The organism is Oceanihabitans sediminis (assembly GCF_003337215.1).
GTDB lineage: Bacteria > Bacteroidota > Bacteroidia > Flavobacteriales > Flavobacteriaceae > Oceanihabitans > Oceanihabitans sediminis.
This window is the reverse complement of record NZ_QPIG01000001.1, coordinates 1,035,895-1,060,444: the sequence shown is the minus strand read 5'-3', so window position 1 is coordinate 1,060,444 and position 24,550 is coordinate 1,035,895. Positions and strand designations below refer to the sequence as shown.

At 33.2% G+C, this 24,550-nt stretch carries 24 protein-coding genes and 1 tRNA gene; 18 read left to right on the top strand and 7 right to left on the bottom strand.

The genetic code is table 11. The annotated features are described in order from the left end of the window. Positions 1–21: 21 nt before the first annotated feature. The gene (locus DU428_RS04770) at positions 22–1,329 is read right to left on the bottom strand and encodes an outer membrane protein transport protein (protein WP_113966218.1); all 1,308 of its coding nucleotides are present in this window, start codon (positions 1,327–1,329) and stop codon (positions 22–24) included. Further along, complete coding sequence (locus DU428_RS04765; protein WP_072349955.1) at positions 1,326–2,057, bottom strand: type III pantothenate kinase; 732 nt, start codon at positions 2,055–2,057, stop codon at positions 1,326–1,328. The genes DU428_RS04770 and DU428_RS04765 overlap by 4 nt, the downstream gene beginning before the upstream one ends. Positions 2,058–2,159: 102 nt before the next feature. Between DU428_RS04765 and DU428_RS04760 the strand changes: the two genes are divergently transcribed. The 18 genes from DU428_RS04760 to DU428_RS04675 all read left to right on the top strand — a co-directional run bounded on the left by DU428_RS04760 (position 2,160) and on the right by DU428_RS04675 (position 18,684). Then, positions 2,160–2,235, top strand: a tRNA-Phe gene (locus tag DU428_RS04760). Positions 2,236–2,511: 276 nt separating this feature from the next. Then, positions 2,512–3,006, top strand: coding sequence for a YqiA/YcfP family alpha/beta fold hydrolase (locus DU428_RS04755; RefSeq protein ID WP_072349956.1), 495 nt, complete (start codon positions 2,512–2,514; stop codon positions 3,004–3,006). A 112-nt stretch (positions 3,007–3,118) separates the two neighbouring features. Next, on the top strand, positions 3,119–4,606 hold the full coding sequence (locus DU428_RS04750; protein WP_113966217.1) for a S10 family peptidase: 1,488 nt from the start codon (positions 3,119–3,121) through the stop codon (positions 4,604–4,606). 126 nt (positions 4,607–4,732) lie between these two features. Continuing rightward, positions 4,733–5,206, top strand: coding sequence for a nucleoside deaminase (locus tag DU428_RS04745; protein ID WP_113966300.1), 474 nt, complete (start codon positions 4,733–4,735; stop codon positions 5,204–5,206). 159 nt (positions 5,207–5,365) lie between these two features. Beyond that, on the top strand, positions 5,366–5,701 hold the full coding sequence (locus tag DU428_RS04740; protein ID WP_072349959.1) for an arsenosugar biosynthesis-associated peroxidase-like protein: 336 nt from the start codon (positions 5,366–5,368) through the stop codon (positions 5,699–5,701). A 53-nt stretch (positions 5,702–5,754) separates the two neighbouring features. Next, complete coding sequence (gene arsS, locus DU428_RS04735) at positions 5,755–6,825, top strand: arsenosugar biosynthesis radical SAM (seleno)protein ArsS (protein ID WP_113966216.1); 1,071 nt, start codon at positions 5,755–5,757, stop codon at positions 6,823–6,825. 15 nt (positions 6,826–6,840) lie between these two features. Continuing rightward, entirely contained in the window at positions 6,841–7,359 is a 519-nt protein-coding gene (locus DU428_RS04730; protein WP_072349961.1) for a rhodanese-like domain-containing protein, read from the top strand. Continuing rightward, complete coding sequence (locus DU428_RS04725; RefSeq protein ID WP_072349962.1) at positions 7,356–7,970, top strand: TIGR04282 family arsenosugar biosynthesis glycosyltransferase; 615 nt, start codon at positions 7,356–7,358, stop codon at positions 7,968–7,970. The genes DU428_RS04730 and DU428_RS04725 overlap by 4 nt, the downstream gene beginning before the upstream one ends. Beyond that, positions 7,963–8,775: a purine-nucleoside phosphorylase gene (locus tag DU428_RS04720; RefSeq protein ID WP_113966215.1), complete on the top strand. Its 813-nt coding sequence runs from the start codon at positions 7,963–7,965 to the stop codon at positions 8,773–8,775. Before DU428_RS04725 ends, DU428_RS04720 begins: the two co-directional genes overlap by 8 nt. Positions 8,776–8,885: 110 nt before the next feature. Beyond that, entirely contained in the window at positions 8,886–9,767 is an 882-nt protein-coding gene (locus tag DU428_RS04715; RefSeq protein ID WP_113966214.1) for a sterol desaturase family protein, read from the top strand. Beyond that, a complete protein-coding gene (locus tag DU428_RS04710) occupies positions 9,764–10,477 on the top strand; it encodes a DUF547 domain-containing protein (protein ID WP_113966213.1) in 714 nt (237 codons plus the stop codon). Before DU428_RS04715 ends, DU428_RS04710 begins: the two co-directional genes overlap by 4 nt. A gap of 47 nt (positions 10,478–10,524) precedes the next feature. Further along, entirely contained in the window at positions 10,525–11,217 is a 693-nt protein-coding gene (locus DU428_RS04705; protein WP_072350023.1) for a TIGR04283 family arsenosugar biosynthesis glycosyltransferase, read from the top strand. Positions 11,218–11,342: 125 nt separating this feature from the next. After that, complete coding sequence (locus tag DU428_RS04700; protein WP_113966212.1) at positions 11,343–12,641, top strand: NAD(P)/FAD-dependent oxidoreductase; 1,299 nt, start codon at positions 11,343–11,345, stop codon at positions 12,639–12,641. Positions 12,642–12,665: 24 nt separating this feature from the next. Next, positions 12,666–14,264 (top strand): 4Fe-4S binding protein, encoded by a 1,599-nt coding sequence (locus DU428_RS04695; RefSeq protein WP_113966211.1) that lies wholly within the window; start codon positions 12,666–12,668, stop codon positions 14,262–14,264. Between the two features lie 44 nt (positions 14,265–14,308). Beyond that, complete coding sequence (locus DU428_RS04690) at positions 14,309–14,998, top strand: glycosyltransferase family 2 protein (RefSeq protein ID WP_113966210.1); 690 nt, start codon at positions 14,309–14,311, stop codon at positions 14,996–14,998. Continuing rightward, a complete protein-coding gene (locus DU428_RS04685; RefSeq protein WP_207802357.1) occupies positions 14,995–16,488 on the top strand; it encodes a cellulose synthase family protein in 1,494 nt (497 codons plus the stop codon). The genes DU428_RS04690 and DU428_RS04685 overlap by 4 nt, the downstream gene beginning before the upstream one ends. A gap of 11 nt (positions 16,489–16,499) precedes the next feature. Then, entirely contained in the window at positions 16,500–17,882 is a 1,383-nt protein-coding gene (locus tag DU428_RS04680; RefSeq protein WP_207802356.1) for a mannosyltransferase, read from the top strand. Next, the gene (locus DU428_RS04675; RefSeq protein WP_243633448.1) at positions 17,839–18,684 is read left to right on the top strand and encodes an alpha/beta hydrolase; all 846 of its coding nucleotides are present in this window, start codon (positions 17,839–17,841) and stop codon (positions 18,682–18,684) included. The genes DU428_RS04680 and DU428_RS04675 overlap by 44 nt, the downstream gene beginning before the upstream one ends. Positions 18,685–18,881: 197 nt before the next feature. On the opposite strand, the gene DU428_RS04670 is transcribed toward DU428_RS04675, so the two are convergent. The 5 genes from DU428_RS04670 to DU428_RS04650 form a co-directional block, all read right to left on the bottom strand. Continuing rightward, positions 18,882–19,199, bottom strand: coding sequence for a hypothetical protein (locus DU428_RS04670; RefSeq protein WP_072349970.1), 318 nt, complete (start codon positions 19,197–19,199; stop codon positions 18,882–18,884). Positions 19,200–19,295: 96 nt separating this feature from the next. Next, positions 19,296–20,828, bottom strand: coding sequence for a bifunctional GNAT family N-acetyltransferase/carbon-nitrogen hydrolase family protein (locus tag DU428_RS04665; protein ID WP_072349971.1), 1,533 nt, complete (start codon positions 20,826–20,828; stop codon positions 19,296–19,298). Further along, entirely contained in the window at positions 20,828–21,802 is a 975-nt protein-coding gene (locus DU428_RS04660) for a deoxyhypusine synthase family protein (RefSeq protein WP_072349972.1), read from the bottom strand. Before DU428_RS04660 ends, DU428_RS04665 begins: the two co-directional genes overlap by 1 nt. Beyond that, entirely contained in the window at positions 21,792–22,733 is a 942-nt protein-coding gene (gene speB / locus DU428_RS04655; protein WP_072349973.1) for an agmatinase, read from the bottom strand. The genes DU428_RS04660 and speB overlap by 11 nt, the downstream gene beginning before the upstream one ends. Then, entirely contained in the window at positions 22,723–24,120 is a 1,398-nt protein-coding gene (locus DU428_RS04650) for a type III PLP-dependent enzyme domain-containing protein (protein ID WP_072349974.1), read from the bottom strand. The genes speB and DU428_RS04650 overlap by 11 nt, the downstream gene beginning before the upstream one ends. Positions 24,121–24,550: the final 430 nt, after the last annotated feature.

Below are 24,550 nucleotides of genomic sequence, written 5' to 3'. Positions count from 1 at the left end.
CTTCTTTTTTATTTATTGCTGTTAGTCAAATTTACTTTTTTGGAACCATCTATCATTTAACGATAGACTTAATTGGAAACTCACAAAGTTCTCTTGGATTAAATTCTTGTCGGTAGTTCCACGTTTACCAACTTCAAAACCTATGTTTGCATTAGAGAATAAATTGCCAACTGGTAATCCTACTCCAAAAGATATGCCAAACTCGTTTATGGACTCTCCATTAATTACTAATCCTGTCTTTTCAGTTCTTATTCCCGCACGATAAACCACACGTTTCATATAAGATCTGTACGCATTATAATCCGGAATATAAAAACCCCCTAAAGAATATGCATGCCCATCTTCATAAGCTGTATCTACTGAACTATAAAGCGGATTGGAGAACTTACTTGTTTCTAAAAAGGTACTTTCAACACCAACAAACCACTTGGTTGGCTCACCAACTCCTACTCCTACAGAAAATTTAGAAGGAAGTATTAAATCTGTTTCTTCTAAATTTTGTGATGCTAAATCTACATCAATGGTATTGATAGCGTATTCTAGTTCTGTTTCGTTATTTACAACTAAAGAACTTAAAGACCTTTTGTTTTTTGACTTGATTTTACTTTCAGGTTGATAAGTTAAACCAGAAACCAACTCTAATTTATCTGTGATTTTTCCTTTATAAGACAAACCTAAGTTATAACTCATTCCGCTTAAATCTGACCTATTATTTTCTCTTGTTTGGTATTGTACTAGCTCACCATCTTCATTATAGATGTACTTAATAGTACTACCTTCTATATTTCCAAAGTTATATTGTGCATCTACACCAAAACTTAAATTATCAGTTATTTGGTATCCAGCAGATAAAAATGTTTTGTTCAATCCACCTTCTCCTTTAAATCTAGTTGACAAATCTCCGTTATCTTTAGTATTCTCTAACTTATAAGAAACAGAAGTATAAGGCATTAAACCAACACCTATTCCTAATTTACCTACAGGAAATGAAACAGCGATATAATCGAAAGAAGAAAGCGAACCTTTATCTTTTTGCGAATCTGTTTTTAATTTTCTGGATGTATGACTTCCTGCAATAGTAAAAGTCATTGGCCTACCTTCATTATTATAAACACCTAAATTATTCCCTCCGTAAGAAGCTGGGTTTATTAAATTAATATGAGTACTATCATTATAAATACTTAATCCACCCATACTGCGGTTTTCTACTGTACCCTTAAATTTTAAGCTTCCTATTCCATAATAAGAATAAGGAGAAGAATTATCTTCTTGCGCGTAACTTTGAATTGCAAAAATTGCAATAAAAACTATAATCAGTTTTTTTATCATTCGTTTGAGTTATGTTGTAAAATAAAGTTCAATCCCTGTAAAAGGAAATTTGAGTTGGCAAATATGCTATTTTTTAATTGTTTTGACAAGAAATTAGCATCCCCTCCTGTTAAAATAACTGTTAAATGAGGATATTTTTTTTTATAACTGCCTAAAACACCATCAATTTCGTTTAAAACACCAAAAACTACTCCAGAGTGTATGGAGCTATCTGTTGAATTACCAATTATGTTTTTTGGCATCTCTTTTTTTAATAACGGCAATTTTGCTGTTAAATTATTTAATGCAGAATATCGCATTTGTATTCCTGGAGAAATTGCTCCTCCTAAGTACTTGTTTTCTGCCGAAATAAAATCATATGTTACGCAGGTTCCTGCATCTATCACCAAAACATCTTTCTTAGGAAATTGTTGTACTGCTGCACTTACCAAAGCTAATCTGTCTACTCCTAATGTCTTTGGGGTAGCGTATAAATTTTTAAAAGGCAGTTTAGTTTCGGCATTTAAAACCACCACTTTTAAACTATGTTTTATCAATTTCAATGCTTCCTCATCCAAATTTCCAACCGAAGAAATGATACATTTATCCACTTTTGAAAATTTTTTTAAAAAATTTTTAAATTCTTTTTCAAAAGCATTTTCTACTACCGAAGATTGAAAAATAATTTCATCTTCTTGAAATACAGCTAATTTCACAAAGCTATTTCCTACATCTATAATTAAATTCATTATCTTAAATCTAGTTTGTAAATTTACAAAACGAATTTTTATTTATTTTCATTTGGTGAATAATAAAATAGAATATATATTTGCAACCTCAAATGAGAGACTGGTGCCTTAGCTCAGTTGGTAGAGCAAAGGACTGAAAATCCTTGTGTCCCTGGTTCGATTCCTGGAGGCACCACCAGAAAACCCCTATAAACATTACGTTTTTAGGGGTTTCTCTATTTTTAATAGGCTTCTTTTTTTAAACACTCCTGTTTAGGATTTACAAGTCGCTTTAAAGGACTTTCAGGAATTCCTTCCACAGCCTTTCACATATTTAAAAGAATAAAAGCTTACAATACATATTTTTGACTAAAAAAACAGCTTACGAAAAAGATGATTTGCTGTATTTTTATACTTCGTCATAATTTGGCGAACCTTCTTTTACTTTTACACAAAATATAAAAATTACTTTACCATGAAAATACTTTACATACATGGCTTAAACGGAAGCCTAAGCCCAGAAAAAAGAGAAATCCTTGAGCAATTCGGAGAGGTTTTTTCTCCTGCAATAAATTATGAAGCTAATCCAAAAGCTATTGAAGACCTTATCCAATCCTTCAAATCAAAGGATATAAAAATTGTTATGGGGAGCAGCATGGGTGGTTTTTCTGGATATTACGTTTCCAATTCACTTCAGTGCCCTGCATTACTTTTTAATCCAGCATTAGCAGAGCGCACTGTTTATCAAATCGTACCAGATATAACAAACAAAAAAAGCTCTTATAAACAAATTGTTTTAGGAACACAGGACGACATAGTAAAACCTAGAAAAACGCTAAATTTCTTAGCGGAAACTCTAATGCTTCAGCCGCAATACAAAATACATGTTCATAATAATTTAGCGCACAGAATTCCATTAGACATTTTTGAAGAAGAAGTAAATTTATTTTTTCAGCAGCTGACTTTATAATTTCAAAGGAGAAATTCTTAAAAAATGAGGCTTTTTAGTTAAATAAAGCCTTTAAAAACGCTAGTTTCTTTCCTTTTAGTATCTTTAAACTTTATATCAAAAATTTACCTAAATGAAATTTTATTTTACACTATTCTTAACCGCTTGTTTCACCCTTAGTTTTTCGCAAGATTTAAAAATTCCTGCAGACACAACTGTAGTTACAAATCATACGGTTAACATAAAAGGAAAGCAAATTAATTATAAAGCTGAAACCGGATTTCAACCTGTCTGGGATGAAGAAGGCAAAATGATTGCTTCTTTATACTACACTTACTACAAACGAACTAACGACAACAAAGGAAACAAAAGACCAATTATTTATTCCTTTAATGGCGGACCAGGATCTGCTTCTCTTTGGATGCATATTGCTTACACAGGTCCTAAGGTTTTAAATATAGATGAAGAAGGTTACCCTGTACAACCTTACGGTGTAAAAGACAACCCTAACTCTATCTTAGATGTTGCAGATATTGTATTTATAAACCCTGTAAACACAGGCTATTCCAGAAAAATAGCAGATAAAGAAGGAAAAATGCCAGAGGACAAGCTGTTCTTCGGAATAAATGCAGACATCAAATATCTTGCTAGTTGGATGAACACCTTTACCACTAGAAAAAATCGATGGGAATCGCCAAAATACATTATTGGGGAAAGCTACGGAGGAACTAGAGTAATGGGACTTTCTCTAGAACTTCAAAACAGACAGTGGATGTACTTAAACGGAGTGATTTTAGTTTCTCCTGCCGACTATAAAGTGCTTCGCGTTGGAGGACCTCTAGCTTCTAGTTTAAATCTACCTTACTATACTGCTGCTGCTTGGTATCATAAAATGCTTCCTAGCTCGCTTCAGAATAAAGATTTATTAGAAATTTTACCTGAAGCAGAAGATTTCGCTATTAACGATTTAATACCAGCAATTGCTAAAGGTGGTTTTATTTCAGAAACCGAAAAACAAGCTATTGCTAAAAAAATGAGTTATTATTCAGGTTTATCTGAAAAAGTAATTCTACAACAAAACCTAGATGTACCGAATCGCTTCTTTTGGAAAGAGCTTTTACGCGATAAAACAGGCGAAACTATTGGGCGTTTAGACTCTAGATATATTGGAATAGATAAAGTAGAAACTGGATCTAGCCCAGATTATAGTGCAGAATTAACTTCTTGGCTACACTCCTTTACTCCAGCTATTAATTACTATATTCAAAATGAATTAGAATTTAAAACAGATGTAAAATACAATGTCTTTGGAAACACCGGTCGCTGGGATAATTCTAACGACAACACTAGAGACAACCTACGCCAAGCAATGGCACAGAATCCTTATTTAAAAGTACTTACCCAATCAGGGTACTACGATGGCGCAACAACTTATTTTGCTGCTAAATACACACAATGGCAAATAGATCCTAGCGGAAAAATGAAAGACCGCTTCTCTTTTAAAGGATATAGAAGCGGACATATGATGTATTTACGAAATGAAGATTTAATAAAAGCAAACGACGATTTACGTGACTTTATAGAAGATTCCCTACCAAAAGGGGAATCGGCTAAATACTAAAACACGGGTCACATATCAAAACCGTTTTTGAATATTCAGAAGGAATCTTACGAAATATCAAAACAAAAAGGAAATTTAATATCTTTAAGAAACACTAGGTTTCAAAAAAGAGAAACTAATTATATTATGACAGAGAAAGAAAAATTTATGCAGGAAGCTGTTAACGCAGCTTTAAAAGGAATGAATAATAACGAAGGAGGACCATTTGGTTGCGTTATTGTTAAAGATGGAAAAATTGTTGGGAAAGGAAACAATAAAGTAACCTCAACAAATGACCCAACAGCACACGCTGAAGTAACTGCAATTAGAGACGCTTGTAAAAACCTAGGCTCTTTTCAGTTAGACGGTTGTGAAGTGTACACCTCATGCGAGCCTTGCCCTATGTGTTTAGGCGCAATTTACTGGGCAAGACCAGATAAAGTATACTATGGAAGTAGCCAAAAAGAAGCTGCAGACATAGGATTTGACGACGAATTTATCTACAAAGAAATTCCGTTACCATACGAAAAAAGAAGCATCCCTTTTGAAAGAGTTGCTCCAGAAGTAGCTATTGAAGCATTTAAAATTTGGAGTCAAAAAGAAGATAAAACAGAGTATTAAACTTCTGAAATTATTCAAATTAAAATCCCGACTGAAAAGCCGGGATTTTTTTTGCCCTAAAAATAGAACTTAGATAATCTTATATTTTTGTTAAGTACGGCCACGCTTCTCGACAGAAGCAGTATATTCATACTTTTAAAACTCCTATTAAACATCAAAATGCAAAAAACTTATTACGACCCATCTGATCTTAAAAAATTTGGTAAAATTTCTGAATGGAACGAAGAGCTAGGAAGCAAATTCTTCGAGTATTATAATTCGGTTTTTAAAGAAGGTTCCCTTTCTGAAAGAGAAAAATCTTTAATCGCTTTAGCGGTTGCTCATACTATTCAATGTCCGTATTGTATTGACGCATATACCGGTGATGGCTTACAACGTGGAATCACCAAAGAAGAAATGATGGAAGCATTACACGTTGCAGGAGCTATTCGCGGTGGTGCAACCTTAGTTCACGGTGTACAAATGATGAATAAAGTGAATAAGCTAGACGGTTAATAGACTGCAGTTAATGAAGTAAACGAATTAAAAAGCAAGTCTAATCTTTTAATATGACGAAACTAAAAACACAATCCCTACATAAAAGAGAAAGCAAATTAGCACAGGCGAATAAACAATTAGAAATTCTCTCTAATGGTATTTTTCAAAATGGCGAACTTCCAACTTTTGCAAAAAAAATAGCAGAAAGCAATCAGTTTCCATTACGCCCAAAAAAACTTGAAATTCTTCAAATAAACGTTGGCTATATGTGCAATCAAGTTTGTACACATTGCCATGTGGATGCTGGTCCTGACAGAAAAGAAATCATGACCAAAGAAACCATGCAACAATGTTTGGAGGTTATAAAAAACACTGGAGCCCATACGCTAGATGTAACTGGTGGTGCTCCAGAAATGAATCCTAATTTTAAGTGGTTTGTAGAAGAAGCTTCCAAAGCGGGAATTAAAGACTTTATTGTTCGATCTAACTTAACCATTATTCGAGCTAATAAAAAATATCATGACTTGCCGGAATTTTTCAAAAAACACAAGGTTCACGTGGTTTCCTCTATGCCACATTGGACACAAGGAAAAACAGACAAACAGCGTGGTAATGGTGTTTTCAAACAATCTATTCAAGCATTAAAAGATTTGAATGCCATAGGTTACGGTATACCTAATAGTAATTTAAAATTAGACTTGGTATACAACCCTTCCGGAGCATTTTTACCAGGAGACCAGGCTGCCTTAGAACGTGATTTCAAAAAGGCTTTATTGCAAGATTTCGATATTCAGTTTCATAATTTATTTGCTATAACAAATTTACCTATTAGCAGATTTTTAGATTATCTTATAGCTTCAGAAAACTACGAAGATTATATGTATGCTTTAGTAGAAGCTTATAATCCTTCCGCAGTTAAAAATGTTATGTGCACAAACACACTATCTGTGAGTTGGGATGGTTATTTATACGATTGTGACTTTAATCAAATGCTAGAATTGCCTGTAAATAGTAAAGTAAAACATATTTCAGAATACAACGAAAGCTTATTACAAGATCGCGATATTGTGATTTCTCAACATTGTTATGGCTGTACCGCTGGAGCGGGAAGCAGCTGTCAAGGTACGGTGGCTTCCAATTAACAAAGGATTCTAAATATGAAAAAAAGCATCTTATACATATTTGTTTTATTGTTTTCGGCAATAGGTTTTTCACAAGAAAATCTTTCAGAATTACTAAATAAGCTTAATACTAAAAGTGTTCCGTATATTTCTGTTCAAGAATTGGCAATGCCAAAAACTAAAGCTATAATTTTAGATGCGCGAGAAATTGATGAATTTCAAATAAGTCACATAAAAGGAGCCTTTCATATTGGTTTTAATAATTTCAATTTAGAAGAAACTAGCACACTACTAAAAAACAAACAAGAACATATAGTTGTATATTGTTCTCTTGGTGTTCGGTCTGAAAGGATAGCAGAACAACTTCACAAAGCAGGTTATACCAATGTACGCAATTTATACGGCGGTATATTTGAATGGAAAAACAACAACTTCCCAACCTATAACTTAGAGAAAGAAGAAACCGATGATGTGCATACTTTTTCTGAAGAATGGAGCAAATGGCTACATAACGGAAATAAAATTTACCCTAACCCTAATAAAAACTTAAAGTGAATAGCAAAAACCTAATTATTATTTTTACACGAAACCCAGAACTTGGGAAAGTAAAAACACGTTTAGCAAAAACTATAGGTGATGCTTCCGCTTTACATATTTACAGCTATTTACTTGAGCACACCGAAAAGACTATAAGAAATATAGACAGCGACAAGGCAGTTTATTATTCTGAAGAAATTAACAAAGAAGATATTTGGGATAATGCTACATACCTAAAATATCTTCAAAAAGGAGAAGATCTGGGAGAACGAATGCTGCACGCCTTTCAAAATGCTTTCAACAACAACTACGAAAAAGTTATAATTGTTGGCAGTGATTTATTCGATTTAAAAGAAAAACATATCGAAGAAGCTTTTCAAAAGCTAAATAAACGCGATATTGTTATAGGTCCGGCAAAAGACGGCGGCTATTATTTACTAGGAATGAAAACCTTGAATGAAGCTATTTTTAAAGACAAAAAATGGAGCACATCTTCGGTTTTTAAAGATACTTTGAAGGATTTATATAAATTAAAAATACATCAATTAGAAGTATTAAATGATATTGATACTTTTGAAGATATGAAAAACAATACCACATTAAAAAATTTAATAAGTAACAATGACTAGATACATTAACGAAAGCGTAGAATACTTACAAGATAAAGGATTTGATAAACCAGAAATAGGAATTATTTTAGGAACCGGACTTGGTAAACTTTTAGAAGAAGTAACTATTTTAAAAGAAATAAGCTACAACCATATTCCAAACTTCCCAACAGCAACTGTGGAATTTCACAAAGGAAAACTTATTTATGGGGATCTAGCAGGCAAAAAAGTAGTGATTATGCAAGGTCGTTTTCATGTATACGAAGGATATTCTTTACAAGATGTAACCTATCCGGTTCGTATCATGGAAAAGTTAGGAATTACAACCTTACTAGTTTCTAATGCATCCGGAGCAATAAATACCAATTTCAAAAAAGGGGAATTAATGCTTATTGAAGACCATATCAATCTTCAAGGAAGTTCTCCACTAGCCTTTAAAGGTGTTTCTGCATTAGGAGAACGATTTGTAGATATGAGCGCTCCTTATGACACAAAAATCAACGAAACCTTTCGTAGTATAGCTAAAGAAAACAACATCAAGTTACACGAAGGTGTGTACGCTAGTGTTGTTGGTCCGCAATTAGAAACAAGAGCAGAATACAGAATGCTAAAAATTATTGGTGCAGATGCCGTAGGAATGAGTACCGTTCCAGAAATTATTGTAGCAAACCATTTAAAATTAAAAGCTGCTGCAGTTTCTGTTTTAACAGATGAATGTGATCCTGCTAACTTAAAACCTGTAAACATTAACGAAATTATTGCCATGGCTGCAAAAGCAGAACCAGACATGATTACCCTACTCAAAGAGTTAATTAAAAATTTATAATTTCAGTAAGTTGTAACAGAGCTTTGCTGTGTATCAAAAGTTACAGAACTAAAGAGTAAATGGAAGTATTTTTACAGGTTCATTTAATAAAACCTGTTTAGAATATAGTTATGGAAAAATACGTTGATATAATAAAAAACTCGTATTCCGATTATTGGAACTACATAAAACAATCTGTTTTAATGGAGTTGAATTGGGAGAATTACTTCTATGGTTTAATTATCATTTCCCTTGTAGTTTGGGCCTTAGAAGCTATTTTTCCTTGGAGAAAAAACCAGTCTTTATTCCGTAAAGATTTTTGGCTAGACACCTTTTACATGTTTTTTAATTTCTTCATACTAAACTTAATTGTGCTAATTGCTTTATCCAACTCGGCAGCAGAGCTTTTTAATGATGTATTAGGCTTAGTAGGTTTATCTGTATCTAGTTTTCAGGTATTAGACATCAACGAACTCCCTTTTTGGCTGCGAATTCTAATCTTTTTTATTGTTATTGACTTTGTTCAATGGTGGACACATAGATTACTTCATAAATCGGATTTTCTATGGAATTTCCATAAAGTGCATCATTCTGTTAAGGAAATGGGCTTTGCCGCACACCTACGCTACCATTGGATGGAACCTGTGGTTTATAACTCATTAAAATATATTCCGCTAGCAATTATTGGTGGTTTCTCTGCTCAAGACGTGGCTTTAGTGCACTTCTTCAATATTACTATCGGACATTTAAACCATGCAAATATTGGCTGGGATTACGGTATCTTGAAATATGTTTTTAACAACCCCAAAATGCATATCTGGCACCACTCTAAAGAATTACCAGAAGACAGAAGATATGGTGTAAACTTCGGTATTACATTAAGTCTATGGGATTATATTTTCAAAACTGACTACATCCCATACGATGGAAGAGATATTGAATTAGGTTTTGAAGGTGACGAAACATTTCCAGAAGATTTTGTTAGTCAGGAATTATACCCATTAAAGAAATGAAAAACATCCTAATTTTCGCATTTACCCTTATTTTCTCCCTTTCCTTTGGAACGGAAAAGAATTTACAAACATTAGACCATGCTATTTTCAATAGTTTGCTTCAAAAACATGTTTCAAAACAAGGAAATGTAGATTATCAAGGATTTAAAACAGACATAAAAAAACTACATACTTATATTGAATTACTTAGTGCAAACCACCGAAAAGAAACTTGGTCAAAAAACGAAAAACTCGCTTATTGGATAAATGCATACAATGCATTAACTATAGATTTAATCCTTAGAAATTACCCTATAAAAAGCATAAAGGACATTAAAAATCCCTGGGAACAACGTCTATGGAAGCTTGGTGATAAACTTTATAATTTAGACGAAATAGAACATCAAATTTTACGTAAAATGAACGAGCCTCGAATACATTTTGCAATAGTTTGCGCTTCTTATTCTTGCCCTAAATTACAAAACGAAGCATTTACGTCTTCTAAATTAGAAGAACAATTAAGCAAAGCTACCAAAGAATTTTTAGCAGATAAAAGCCGAAATATAATCACCAAAGACGAGATAAAACTATCTAAAATATTTCAATGGTTCTCAAAGGACTTTAAACAAAACGAAAGTTTAATAGACTTTTTAATTTTATACACAGAAGTAAAGATTTCACCTAAAGCAAAAAAGAGTTATTTAGATTATAATTGGGATTTAAACGAATAGTTTCTCCCGGAAAAAGAAGCCTAGCTTCTTCTAAGAAATACCAGAACATGAATAGTGTTTCCATTATCATACCCATGTTGAACGAAGCAGAAAACATAAAAAACCTGCTTGATCACCTAATGGAAAATGCTTCCGATAAAAATATTGCAGAAATCATCGTTGTAGATGGAGGAAGTACGGATGCATCTGTAGAAATAGTTTCCAACTTGAAGCATATTCAGCTATTACATTCTAAAAAAGGAAGAGCCAAACAAATGAATCTTGGTGCAAAAGCCGCTACCGGAAACATCTTATATTTTCTACACGCAGATTCCTTTCCACCTAAAGATTTTGATAAATATATTATTCAAGAAATAAACAAAAACAACCTTGCTGGCTGTTTCAGAATGCAATTTGAAAGCAATCATTGGTGGCTTCGTTTAGCTAGCTGGCTTACGCAGTTTTCATGGAGAGCATGTCGTGGCGGAGACCAAAGTCAATTTATAAGCAAAGAATTATTTCACGAAATTGGCGGATTTAATGAAGGATATACCATCTACGAAGACAATATTTTAATCAACGAACTTTACGCAAGAAAACAATTTGTAGTAATTAATAAGAAAATAAAAACCTCAGCGAGAAGATACCAAGAACATGGTATTTGGAAGCTGCAGTTTCATTTTTGGGCCATCTATATAAAAAAATGGCTTGGTGCTTCTGCAGATGATTTATACCTATATTACAACAAACACATTGCTTAAAACTAAATTTAAATCATTGATTATTTATCACTTAACTAACCTTAATCATTAAATGGAAAATAAATTTCATTTAAACATTAAGGTTTAGACAAAACCAACGACCTATTAAAAACCAAACTAAAAGAATGAGCCACGTTGTTATTATTGGAAACGGAATTTCTGGAGTTACTGCTGCAAGACACATCAGAAAACTTTCAGACAAAAGAATAACCATTATTTCTTCTGAAACCAAACACTTCTTTTCCCGAACAGCACTTATGTATATTTACATGGGGCACATGAAATATGAGCATACCAAACCATATGAAGATTGGTTTTGGAAAAAAAATAGCATCGAACTAAAGCAAGCTTATGTTAAAACAGTAGACACCTCTTCTAAAACACTTCATTTTACTGAAGGAGACAGCCTACAGTATGACCAGCTAATTATTGCCACCGGAAGTAAGCCCAACAAATTTGGTTGGCCAGGACAAGATTTAAAAGGAGTTCAAGGCCTATATAGCAAACAAGATTTAGATAATTTAGAAGTTTACGCACCAAACAACAAAGTCTGTAAACGCGCAGTAATTGTTGGTGGCGGATTAATTGGAATAGAATTGGCAGAAATGCTTCGTTCTAGAAATATTCCTGTTACTTTTTTAGTTAGAGAAACCAGCTTTTGGAATGGTGTTTTGCCGAAAGGCGAAAGCGAAATGCTTAATAGACATATCAAAAATCACCATATAGATTTGCGATTAAATACTAATCTAAAGGAAATAGTTTCAGATGAAAACGGCAAAGTAAAATCGGTAATTATCGAAGAAACAGGAGAAGAAACCCCATGTGACTTTGTCGGATTAACCGCTGGTGTTTCTCCAAATATAGGTTTTTTAAAGAACACTGAAATTACAATCGGTAGAGGCGTCAAAGTAAATAGATTTTTAGAAACCAATATTCCAAACGTTTATGCTATTGGCGATTGTGCAGAGCAACAGGAAACCGTTGGAGAAAGAAGCCCTATAGAAGCTGTTTGGTACACAGGCCGAATGATGGGAGAAACCGTAGCGCAAACTATCTGCGGAAATAAATTTGCATACAAACCCGGATATTGGTTTAACTCGGCTAAGTTTTTAGATATAGAATATCAAACCTACGGTTGGGTCTTTGCAAAACCAAAAGAGCAGCACAATCATTTTCATTGGAAGCATCCCGATGACACAAAATGCATTACAATTGAATATCACAAACTCACAAACGAATTTAAAGGCATTAATACTTTTGGAATAAGAATGCGACATGAAGTTTTTGATAAATGGCTTAGCGAAAAACGTAGTTTAGAATACGTTATAAAACATCTTAAGAAAGCTAATTTTGATCCAGAGTTCTTTAAAAGCTTTGAAAAAGAAATTTTTACAACATACAACAAGCAGCTAACAAGTATCTAAAAAAATACCAGGAAGGTTAAAAATATGAGCAATAAAATACATAGAAGCATGTCACTTGCAAAACCAGACGCACAGGACATTTCAAGCAAACAAAAAATTGCCCTTACGCTAGGTGTTGTTGGCTTATTTATACTATCACTTGCATTATTGAATGTGGATTTTTCAAATAGAGGATGGACTTTAACTGCTTCCTTATTATTAATAACCGAAGGAGTTATTCTCTTTGCTAATGATGCTTATTTAAAAAAATCAAAAGGAATTAAAAATGATGATGTTTGGTTTAAATCCCTTTCTTCCCGCGGACTATTAGGTTGGTTAACCGGAATTGTTTTAACCACTTTTTATATAGTACTTTATTTTTACCCTCATCTACTTGGACTAGGCAAAGATGGCAATCCAAACACTGGCTTAGTTTCTTTATTTGATCCTTTAAGTAATCTATTAAGTGGAAATCCTGCAAGCCAATGGTTTGTGTACGGAACCCTATACACCGTTGCTATTCTAGTTTTCGGGTATAAGTTTCTTTTAAAATACCGACATAATCGATATGAACAAATACGAACAATATCAGTGATGTTTTTTCAGTTAGCCTTCGCTTTTTTAATCCCAGAATTCATGGCTAGACTAAACTCCGACAGCTTTAATCTCCCCTACTATGATTTAAAAAACATCTGGCCATTAAACTATTATAATTTTGAACAATATAGAGTAGACGATTTTATTAGTGCCGGTAATATTGGTTTAGCACTGCTTATTTTTGGTGTTATATCCATTTTCGTCATCACGCCAATCCTAACCTATAAATACGGAAAAAGATGGTATTGCTCTTGGGTTTGTGGTTGTGGCGGACTAGCTGAAACTGCAGGCGATTCCTTTAGACATTTAAGTGACAAGAGTTTAAAAGCATGGAAGTTGGAACGCTGGCTTGTTCATACCGTTTTAGTGTTTGTAGTACTTATGACAACCGCAGTAATCTACACCTACCTAAGTTATGACCCAGAAAAATATTGGCTTACAAAAGGAATCTTCCTTGCATTGGTCGCTGCATTCCTTACCCTTATTTTCACTTTAGTCATGGTTTTTAAACGCAAGGAATTTGGAAAAGATGCACAATATGGAGCAATAGGTTATTTTGTAGTAATTATCACCTTGATAGGGATGCATTACTTTTCTAGTGATACAAAATTATTTCTTTTGGAAGCAGAAACACTACGAGCTTCCTATGGCTTTATGATTGGATCTATTTTTTCTGGTGTAATAGGAACCGGCTTCTACCCAATTCTAGGAAATAGAGTTTGGTGCAGGTTTGGTTGCCCAATGGCTGCCATCTTAGGTTTTCAACAACGATTATTTTCGAAATTCAGAATTACTACTAATGGCGGACAATGCATTTCATGTGGAAACTGTTCTTCCTATTGCGAAATGGGAATTGATGTTAGAGCCTATGCTCAAAAAGGCGAAAACATTGTGCGTTCTAGCTGTGTTGGTTGTGGTATTTGTTCTGCAGTTTGCCCTAGAGGAGTTTTAAAACTAGAGAATGATTCTATGAAAGGCAGAATTAATCCTACAGAAGTTTTATTAGGTAACGATGTAGATTTAATGGATTTACTAAATCAGAAATAAAAACTAAAAACAATCGTACTTTTGCAAATTCTAAAAAACTTGTAATGCCCAATATAAAAGTCATCATTCCAGCTTTTAACGAAGCCGATTCTATTGCAAAAGTCATTCATGATATTCCTGAAATTGTTTCAGAAGTGATTGTAGTTAGCAACAACTCAACAGACGCTACAGAAAGCAATGCAAAAAACGCTGGAGCTACGGTTTTAAAAGAAGAACGCATGGGTTATGGTTATGCTTGTTTAAAGGGAATGGATTATATTTCTAAACAAGAAATCAAACCAGACATTCTTGTTTTTTTAGACGGCGACTATAGTGACTTCCCAGAGGAGTTAAATCAAATTGTTCAACCAATTATAAAAAATAATATCGACTTTGTTATTGGTGCAAGAGTGAAAGAATTGCGAGAGTCAGGCTCCATGACGCCGCAACAAATTTTCGGAAATTGGCTAGCTACCTTTTTAATGAAGCTATTTTTCGGGGCAAAATTCACAGACCTTGGTCCTTTTAGAGCCATTAAATACGAAAAACTTCTTGCTCTAAACATGGTAGACAAAACTTATGGCTGGACGGTAGAAATGCAATTGAAAGCTTTAAAACAGAAACTAAGTTACGTAGAAATCCCTGTGAATTACAGAAACAGAATAGGGGTATCTAAAGTTTCAGGTACTGTAAAAGGAAGTATTATGGCTGGCGTTAAAATATTAGGATGGATCTTTAAATATAGTTTTAAATGATAATTGTTTCCTATATAATTATTGCTATTTATACTATTTCGCTACTGCTCATTTTCATGTATGCATTGGCGCAGTTCAACCTTCTCATGAACTATCTTAAAGCAAAGAAAACTAGAGACAATGCTGAAAAATTTGATTTTTCAAATTCGGAAGAAATTCCGTTTGTAACCATTCAATTACCGGTATATAACGAGTTATACGTAATGGGACGGCTACTCACAAATATTGCAAAACTCAACTACCCCAAAGACAAATTAGAGATTCAGGTTTTAGATGATTCTACAGATGAAACAATAAACACCACTGCAGCACAAATTGCCAGAATAAAAGAGCAAGGATTAGACATAAAACATATTTGCAGAACAAACAGAAAAGGCTTTAAAGCAGGTGCTTTAAAAGAAGGCTTGAAAACTGCGAAAGGAGAGTTTATCGCCATTTTTGATGCCGATTTTCTCCCTAATGAAAACTGGTTAATGCAAACGATTCCTTACTTTAAAGACGAAGAAATTGGGGTAATACAAACGCGCTGGAGCCATATTAATAGAAATTATTCAATCCTTACAAAAATTCAGGCATTTGCTCTAGATGCGCATTTTACACTAGAACAAGTAGGAAGAAGCAGCAAAGGGCATTTCATTAATTTCAACGGAACAGCAGGTGTTTGGCGAAAGGAATGTATTTACGATGCAGGAAACTGGGAAGGAGACACCCTTACAGAAGATTTAGATTTAAGCTACAGAGCACAATTAAAAAACTGGAAATTCAAGTATTTAGAAGATGTAGAAACCCCTGCAGAACTACCTGTTGTAATTAGTGCTGTAAGATCCCAACAGTTTAGATGGAATAAAGGTGGTGCAGAGAATTTCAGAAAAATGTTTTTAAGAGTTATTAAAAGTGAAAATATTTCTACCAAAACAAAGGTGCACGGACTGCTACACTTACTAAACTCTACCATGTTTTTAAACGTGCTAATAGTTGCTATTTTAAGCATTCCGATGTTGTATATAAAAAACGAATACACATATTTAAAACCTTACTTTTATGTGATGAGTTTTTTTGTAATAAGCAGTATCCTTTTTTTTATTTGCTATTGGTTTATGTACAAAAACACCTATGGTTCCGGAATAAAAAACTTCGGAAAGTATATTATGATGTTTTTTACCTTTTTTTCTATCGCGATGGGTTTTTCGTTACATAATTCTATTGCAGTTATCGAAGGGCATCTAGGAAAACGAAGTGAATTTATTCGAACACCAAAATTCAATATACATAGTTTAAAAGATAGTTGGAAAGGAAACGTGTACCTCAACAAAAACATATCTGCCCATGTAATTATTGAAGGTTTATTAATGCTATATTTTGCTTTTGGAATGTATAGTGCTTTTGTGGTTGGTGACCAAGATGGAGACTTCGGGCTTTTCCCTTTTCACCTAATGCTTTTTATAGGTTTTGCTTTTGTGTTTTTTAAATCCTTAAGCGCTAAAGCCTAAAATTCAAATTTATGCTATTAAACACCTCTTTTTTAAAAGTGAAAAAAGTACCAATTTTACTGGTAATAGCAAGTGCATATCTATATTTTGTTTTTGCATACCAATTAGCTAGAACAGACTACACGAAGCTACTTATACTTTACACTGTATTATTTTTGTTCTTTTATAAACTTTTGAAAGACAATAAAAACAACTTTAGATTTTTAGCTATTGTTGCCTTTTTATTTCGAGCTGTTTTCATATTAGCCATACCAAACTTATCACAAGATTTCTATCGTTTTATATGGGACGGAAGAATGATTATAGAAGGATTCAATCCCTACTTATACACACCAGAATCCTTTTTAATAAATAACGAATTACCTGTTTCGCAAGCAGAAGAACTTTATGCCGGAATGGGCACTTTAAACGGTAGTCATTTTACCAACTACCCACCATTAAACCAAATAAGTTTTGTTATTGCGGGAGTTTTTGCAGGCAAAAGTATTTTAGGTTCTGCATTGGTTTTAAGACTACTCCTTATTGCTGCCGATTTCGGAACTTTATTTTATGGAAAAAAACTTTTAGAAAAACTACAATTACCAATTCACCATATTTTCTGGTATATCCTAAATCCTTTTATTATTATCGAGCATACAGGAAACCTACATTTTGAAGGTATGATGATTTTCTTTTTAGTGTGGAGTTTGTATTTACTTTATAATAATAAATGGAAACTTTCAGCAGTTGTTTTTGCTGCTTCTGTTTCGGTGAAATTGATTCCTTTAATTTTATTACCACTATTTTTCAAATGGTTTAAAAAAGAAAATATCACTTCAAAATCACAAAGCATAGACATCTCTAAGCTACTTACATTTTACAGCATTATTGGCTTAACAACTATATTATTATTTCTTCCTTTTTATTCTTCAGAATTCATAAAAAACTACGCAGCAACTGTAGGTTTGTGGTTTCAGAATTTCGAATTTAACGCTAGCATCTACTATATTGCTAGAGAAATAGGATATAGCTTTAGAGGCTATAATGAAATTGCAGTGATAGGAAAAATACTACCTGTTTTAGTGGTTCTTTTTGTGCTATTTAGATCCTTATTTAAAAGAAATGCTACCCTAGAACAATTACTGTACTCCATGCTACTAGTGTTAAGCATTTATTTATTTTTCAGCACAACCGTTCACCCCTGGTACATCTCTACAATATTTATTTTATCGGTATTCACCAATAACAAATATCCGTTAGTTTGGAGTTATATTATAATACTTAGCTACCTAGCCTATGCTAATAACAGTAATACAGAAAACCTGTGGATTATAGCTTTAGAATACTTTATAGTTTTTAGTGTATTTTTATATGAAATTTTTAAACGAAAAACGATTGCAAATAAACTTCCCTAAAATATTAAGACGTCTAAAGCGAATTATTGTTGGTCTTATCCTGTTTTATTTAATCACTTTGGTATTTCTCTACTTTAACCAAGAGCGTTTTTTCTTCAATCCGAAGCACCTAGACAAAGACTATGTATTTACATTCTCAGAACCTTTTGAAGAAGTTAATATAGAAGTAGAAGAAGATGTTTTTTTAAATGCTGTATTGTTTAAAGCAGAAAACTCTAAAGGGGTAATTTTGTATTATCACGGAAATGCAGGAGCAATACATGATTGGGGAAAACGCGCACATCTATTTTTAGAAAATAATTACGACGTGCTTTTTGTTGACTACAGAAGTTACGGTAAAAGCGATGGCTCCTACAGCAATAGCGACGAGCTACTGCAAGATGCACAAAAGGTATACGATTATACAAAAATACGCTATAAGGAAGAAAATATAGCTGTTCTAGGCTTTTCTTTAGGATCCGGTTTAGCGAGTTATGTAGCATCTCAAAACAAACCTAAAATGCTAATTTTAAATGCTCCTTACTATTCGTGGACTACCTTAATTTCTGATGAAATTGCACCGCTTGTTCCTAAGTTTATCATTAAATATGAAATCCCTACGAATGAGTTTGTAAGCAAAGTAAATTGCCCTATACATGTTTTTTACGGAACACGGGATTTCTTAATTAATCCGGAAACAAACGCTAAGAAACTTCAAGCAATAAAACCAAAGAGTATAAAGCTACACCCTATTACCGATGCTGGTCACAACGGCATACACATCACAAAGGAATATTATGATTTATTAAAAGAGATTTTATAAATCTATAAATAACACTTCTATAATGGAAAAAGCATAAAATAAAACAAGGTTTCTTACAGCTGAAAAATTCAACTTTAAGAAACCTTATTTTATAATAAAAAATTAAGATCTATTTCATTTCGGGGCATTCTTACTTAAGGCTTAAAATATAGGCTTTGCTTAAGCAAGTTAAGTTATGCGGAATAGTTTTTAGATGCTTAATCTAAATCTTCTAAATCTCCTTCAATTATTTCAGGATCTTGAACTGCATCTGGATCGTTACCTTCAAAATCTTCATAATCATCTTCGTCATAATTCTCCATAGTGGTAGCAAGTTTAGTACTTACTTTTACTAGATACTTCGTATCTTCCGTAGAAACTTCGATTGCTTCAACTATTTCATTTTTGATATTTCTAAATGAAATTATTTGATCATCGTCATAACCATCAGGGTATTTTTCTACCAATAATGCTAGAATTTCTGGTGTTAGCTTTTTAAAATCAACTATTACTCTTTTTAAATTGTCTTTTCTCATTTTTAATGAAATTTGAATTATTTCCGCAAACCTGTCTGTTTACAAACAGGTGCGAAAATATAATCTTAATCTTAATTTTTTATAAAAAAAATGACATTATTTATTATTAACTCTAATAACATCATAAAAGTCTTTTCTTCTATCTTTTAAATTCTTTACAGCTCCAAAAGAATGTAGTTCTTTCAACAAACTTAGGTCCACATCTGCTACTAATATCATCTCTGTATTTGTAGTTGCTTCCGCTTTGATTCCATTACTTGGAAATGAAAAATCACAAGGCGTAAACACTGCAGATTGCGCATATTGAATATCCATGTTATTTACGTTAGGCAAGTTACCAACGCTTCCTGATATTGCAACATAACATTCGTTTTCAACAGCACGTGCTTGAGCACAAAGTCTAACTCGAGAATATCCGTTTTGTGTATCTGTTAAGAATGGAACAAATAAAATATCCATGCCTTCATCTGCCAACAAACGGGACAACTCCGGAAACTCCGAATCATAGCAAATCAATATACCAATTTTACCGGCATCTGTTTCAAAGGTTTGCAGTTTATTTCCGTTTTGCATCCCCCAAACCTTTGCTTCATCTGGAGTTACATGAATTTTCTCATAGCGTTCTGTGCTTCCATCTCTTCTACATAAATAACCTACATTATATAGTTTATCATCTACTACTTCTGGCATGCTTCCAGAAATAATATTAATGTTATAAGAAATAGATAATTGCTTTAGTTTTTCAACGATAACCTCTGTAAACTTTGCTAATTCTCTAATGGCATCTGGCTCATGCATATGATTGAATTCTGCCATTAAAGGAGCATTGAAAAACTCCGGAAAAACAGCAAAATCTGATCTATAAGCAGAAACACTATCGATAAAATATTCTACCTGCTGCATTAAATCTTCTAGATCTTTATACGGACGCATTTGCCATTGAATAAGACCAAGTCTAACCACCGTTTTTACGGTACTTGCCTTTTTATTTGGCTTGGTATAATAAATATTATCCCACTCCATTAAAACGGCATACTCGTTAGAAGCTGTATCTCCTTCTAAATACCCTTTAAGCACACGAACCGGATGAAAATCATTCGATATTTGGAAGTTTAAAACTGGATCATGAATTTCTTTTCGCTTTACCTTCTCAATATATTCTTTCGGAGTTAAATCTTTATGCTTATAATAATTAGGCATTCTTCCTCCAAAAACAATTCCTTTTAAGTTTAGGTTTTCGCAAACTTCTTTTCGGTAATCGTACAGTCTTCTTCCTAGTCGTAATCCTCTGTATTGCGGCTTGATGAACACATCAATTCCGTACAGAACATCCCCATCCGGATCGTGGTTTTTAAAAGATTTTCCACCAATAATATCTTCATAAGTATGTTCATCATCAATACTGTCATAATCTACAATAAGCGATAATGCACAACCTGCAATGTCTCCGTCAATTTTTATAACAATCTGTCCTTCAGGAAACATAGAAGTAAGTTCTTCAATATGGTGCTTTTTCCAATAGGAATTAAGCACTCCTGCATAAGATGCTAAAGTTGCTTCTTTTAACTCTTGAAAATCATCAACAGTTAAATACTTAAGCTCAATATTATCGATTTTATTTTCGTCCATTATAATCCTAAAATATAAGCAAAAACTAATGGTGCGACGATTGTAGCATCACTTTCTATAATAAATTTAGGTGTGTTTATATCTAGTTTTCCCCAAGTAATTTTCTCGTTTGGTACTGCTCCAGAATAAGAACCATAACTTGTTGTAGAGTCACTAATTTGACAGAAGTAACTCCAGAATGGTGTTTCTGGGCGCTCCATATCTTGATATAACATTGGCACCACACAAATAGGGAAATCTCCCGCTATTCCTCCTCCAATTTGGAAGAATCCAATTCCGTTTTGAGAATTGTTTGTATACCAATCTGCTAAGAATGTCATATACTCAATTCCAGATTTTACGGTACTAGCTTTTAACTCTCCTTTTAGTACGTAGCTTGCAAAAATGTTTCCCATAGTACTATCTTCCCATCCTGGGCAGATAATAGGCAAGTTTTTTTCTGCTGCTGCATACATCCAAGAATCTTTAATGTCTATTTCATAGTATTGTTCTAATACTCCTGAAAGTAACATTTTGTACATATATTCATGCGGAAGGTAACGTTCTCCATTCGCTTCTGCTTCTTTCCAAATCTTTACAATATGCTTTTGTAAGCGTCTGAAAGCTTCTTCTTCTGGTATACAAGTATCTGTAACACGGTTTAATCCTTTTTCTAATAAAGCCCACTCATCTTCTGGTGTTAAATCTCTATAGTTAGGAACACGCTTATAGTGAGAGTGTGCTACTAAGTTCATGATATCTTCTTCTAAGTTTGCTCCAGTACAAGAAATGATTTGCACTTTATCTTGACGAATCATTTCAGCAAAACTTTTACCAAGTTCTGCAGTACTCATAGCTCCCGCAAGAGAAACCAACATTTTTGCTCCAGAATCTAACTGTGCTTCATAACCTTTTGCTGCATCTACTAATGCAGCTGCATTAAAATGCAAGTAGTGTTTTTCAATAAATTGAGAAATTGGACCTTTAGTACTCATCTTCGTCGTTGTATTTAGTATTTATATTTTTGTTTTCGTAATTGCTATCAAAAGCATTGTCATAATCGTCTTCTGCATCTTCGTTCTGAAACTTATAGCTCAACATTTTATAGTATAATTTAGCCGCTAGGAAGTCTGAAGACTTTTCGCTAGGATTTGGACAAAGTTCAACAATATCAAAACCTACCACGTTTTTCTCTTCAAAAACTTGCTTTAAAAACTCTAGCGTTTCATACCATAATAACCCACCTGGCTCTGGAGTTCCTGTGCTTGGTAAAATAGAAGGATCAAAAGCATCTAAATCTATAGTAATAAATACATTTTCTGTCATTTGATCTATTGCAGCATCCATCCAAGTATCGTCTAAAGCCATTTCATGAGCAAAGTAGGTTTTATCTTCGTCCATTACCGTTTTTTCAATAGCATCCATTGAGCGGATTCCGACTTGAATTAAGTTGGTTGTCTGACTTGCTTCATAAACTGCACAAGCGTGATTACAAGTAGACCCTTCATAGCTTTGACGTAAGTCTGCATGCGCATCTAATTGTAATACCGTTAAGTTTGGATACATTTCATTAAAAGCACGAATAGTACCAATAGAAATGGAATGCTCTCCACCAAAAATGGTAACAAACTTATTTCTTTTAATATACTTTTTTGTTGCTTGGTGCACCGCAGCTACCATAGCTTCTGGTGAACTATTTTCTGTTACTGCATCTGCTAAATAAACACCTTGTTTGTACACTTCGGTATCTGTTTCAATATCATACAGCTCCATGTTTTCTGAAGCACTTAAAAAGGCTTCCGGCCCTTTATCTGCTCCTTTTTGCCAAGTACTTGTACCATCGTAAGGCACAGGTATTAATACAATTTTTGCTTGCTCTAATTTTGCATGCTCCTCTGGAATTCCAGCATAGGTATTAGTTTTCATAACCTAAAATTTTAAGTAAGTCTTCACTTTTTTGTTGTTCACTAAATATTTCTGTTGAAAGGTTTCCGTCTTTATCTTTCTGTATTAAAATATGCTTAGGTGACGGAATTAAGCAGTGTTGTAATCCACCAAAACCACCAATAGATTCTTGGTATGCTCCGGTGTTAAAAAAGCCAATATATAATGGTTTATCTTTATTGTATTTTGGTAAATAAATAGCGTTCATATGCTGCTCACTGTTGTAATAATCATCACTATCACAAGTTAAACCTCCAAGTAAAACGCGTTCATAACTTTGATCCCAGCGGTTAATTGGCAACATCACAAAGCGCTTGTTTATAGCCCAAGTGTCTGGTAAAGTAGTAATGAAAGAAGAGTTAATCATATTCCATTTCTCTCTATCGTTTTGTTGCTTTTGGTAAAGCACTTCGTAAATAGCACCCCCACTTTCACCAACTGTAAAACTTCCAAACTCTGTAAAAATATTTGGTACATCTACCCCCTCCTCTTCACAAGTAGTTTTAATTTGGTTAATAATTTCGTCTACTAAGTATTCGTAATCAAACTCATACGCTAAAGAGTTTTTGATTGGAAAACCTCCACCAATATTTAAACTGTCTAAACTCGGACAAATTTTCTTTAAGCTAGTATAAACTTTTAAACATTTTAAAAGCTCGTTCCAGTAATAAGCATTATCTCTAATCCCAGTATTAATAAAGAAGTGAAGCATTTTTAAGCTCACTTTTTCATTATTTGCTATTTGGTTTTTGTAGAAAGGAACAATGTTTTTATAACCAATTCCTAAACGAGAAGTATAGAACTCAAACTTAGGCTCTTCTTCTGAAGCAATACGAATTCCTACATTGAATTTTCCATTAATTTCTTCTGAAAGTAATTCGATTTCTTCGTAGTTATCAATAATTGGAATACAGTTTTTGTGGCCTTGGTTAATAAGTCTAGCAATATTTGTTATGTATTGCTCACGTTTAAAACCGTTACTTATCACATAAGTATCGTTAGTAATTTTCCCTTCCTTTTTAAGATTTTCTACAATATCAATATCAAAAGCAGAAGATGTTTCAATGTGAATATCGTTCTTTAAAGCTTCGTGTAAAATGTGCTTAAAGTGGGAACTTTTTGTGCAATAGCAATAGTTATAACTTCCTTTATAGTCATGCTTTTTTATAGCATCTTTAAACCAAGTTTTTGCACGGTTTATATTATTAGATATTTGTGGTAAATAGGTAAATTTTAAAGGTGCCCCATATTGCTCTACCAATTCCATAAGGTTGATATCATGGAAGTTTAATTTATTGTTCTCAAGGGTAAATTCCTCTTGAGGAAAATCGAAAGTTTGATTTATTAAATCAAAATACTTTGTGTTCATTTTTTTGTTTTTAATGGATAGAATATTATTCTCCTGGAAAATATTTTATACATGATAAAACACCTCTAGAAGAAAATAAAATTTTAATAAATTTATAGTAATTATTTAATATACAGAAGAATAAACCCTGTTTTTACAGAATATTAAATCTTATCAAACTTGGATTTTAAGCTCGGTAGTAGGCACAAAACCGTACTGATGCTGGCTAGCAAATATGGTAGTAAATACGGAAGTTAGCTTTAAAATTCGGTCACTTAATCTGTAAGCTGCTTTTGAATATGACTTCCTAATTTTCAAAAGCCCGAACATATAAACAGAGTTCAATTTGTTCAGCTAAATACAGTACAAAAGAAATACATTTTTTTGAATTGCAAGGATTTTTTGAAATTATTTTTAAAGATTCTTATCCTCTTGCTTTTTTAGTCTTTTT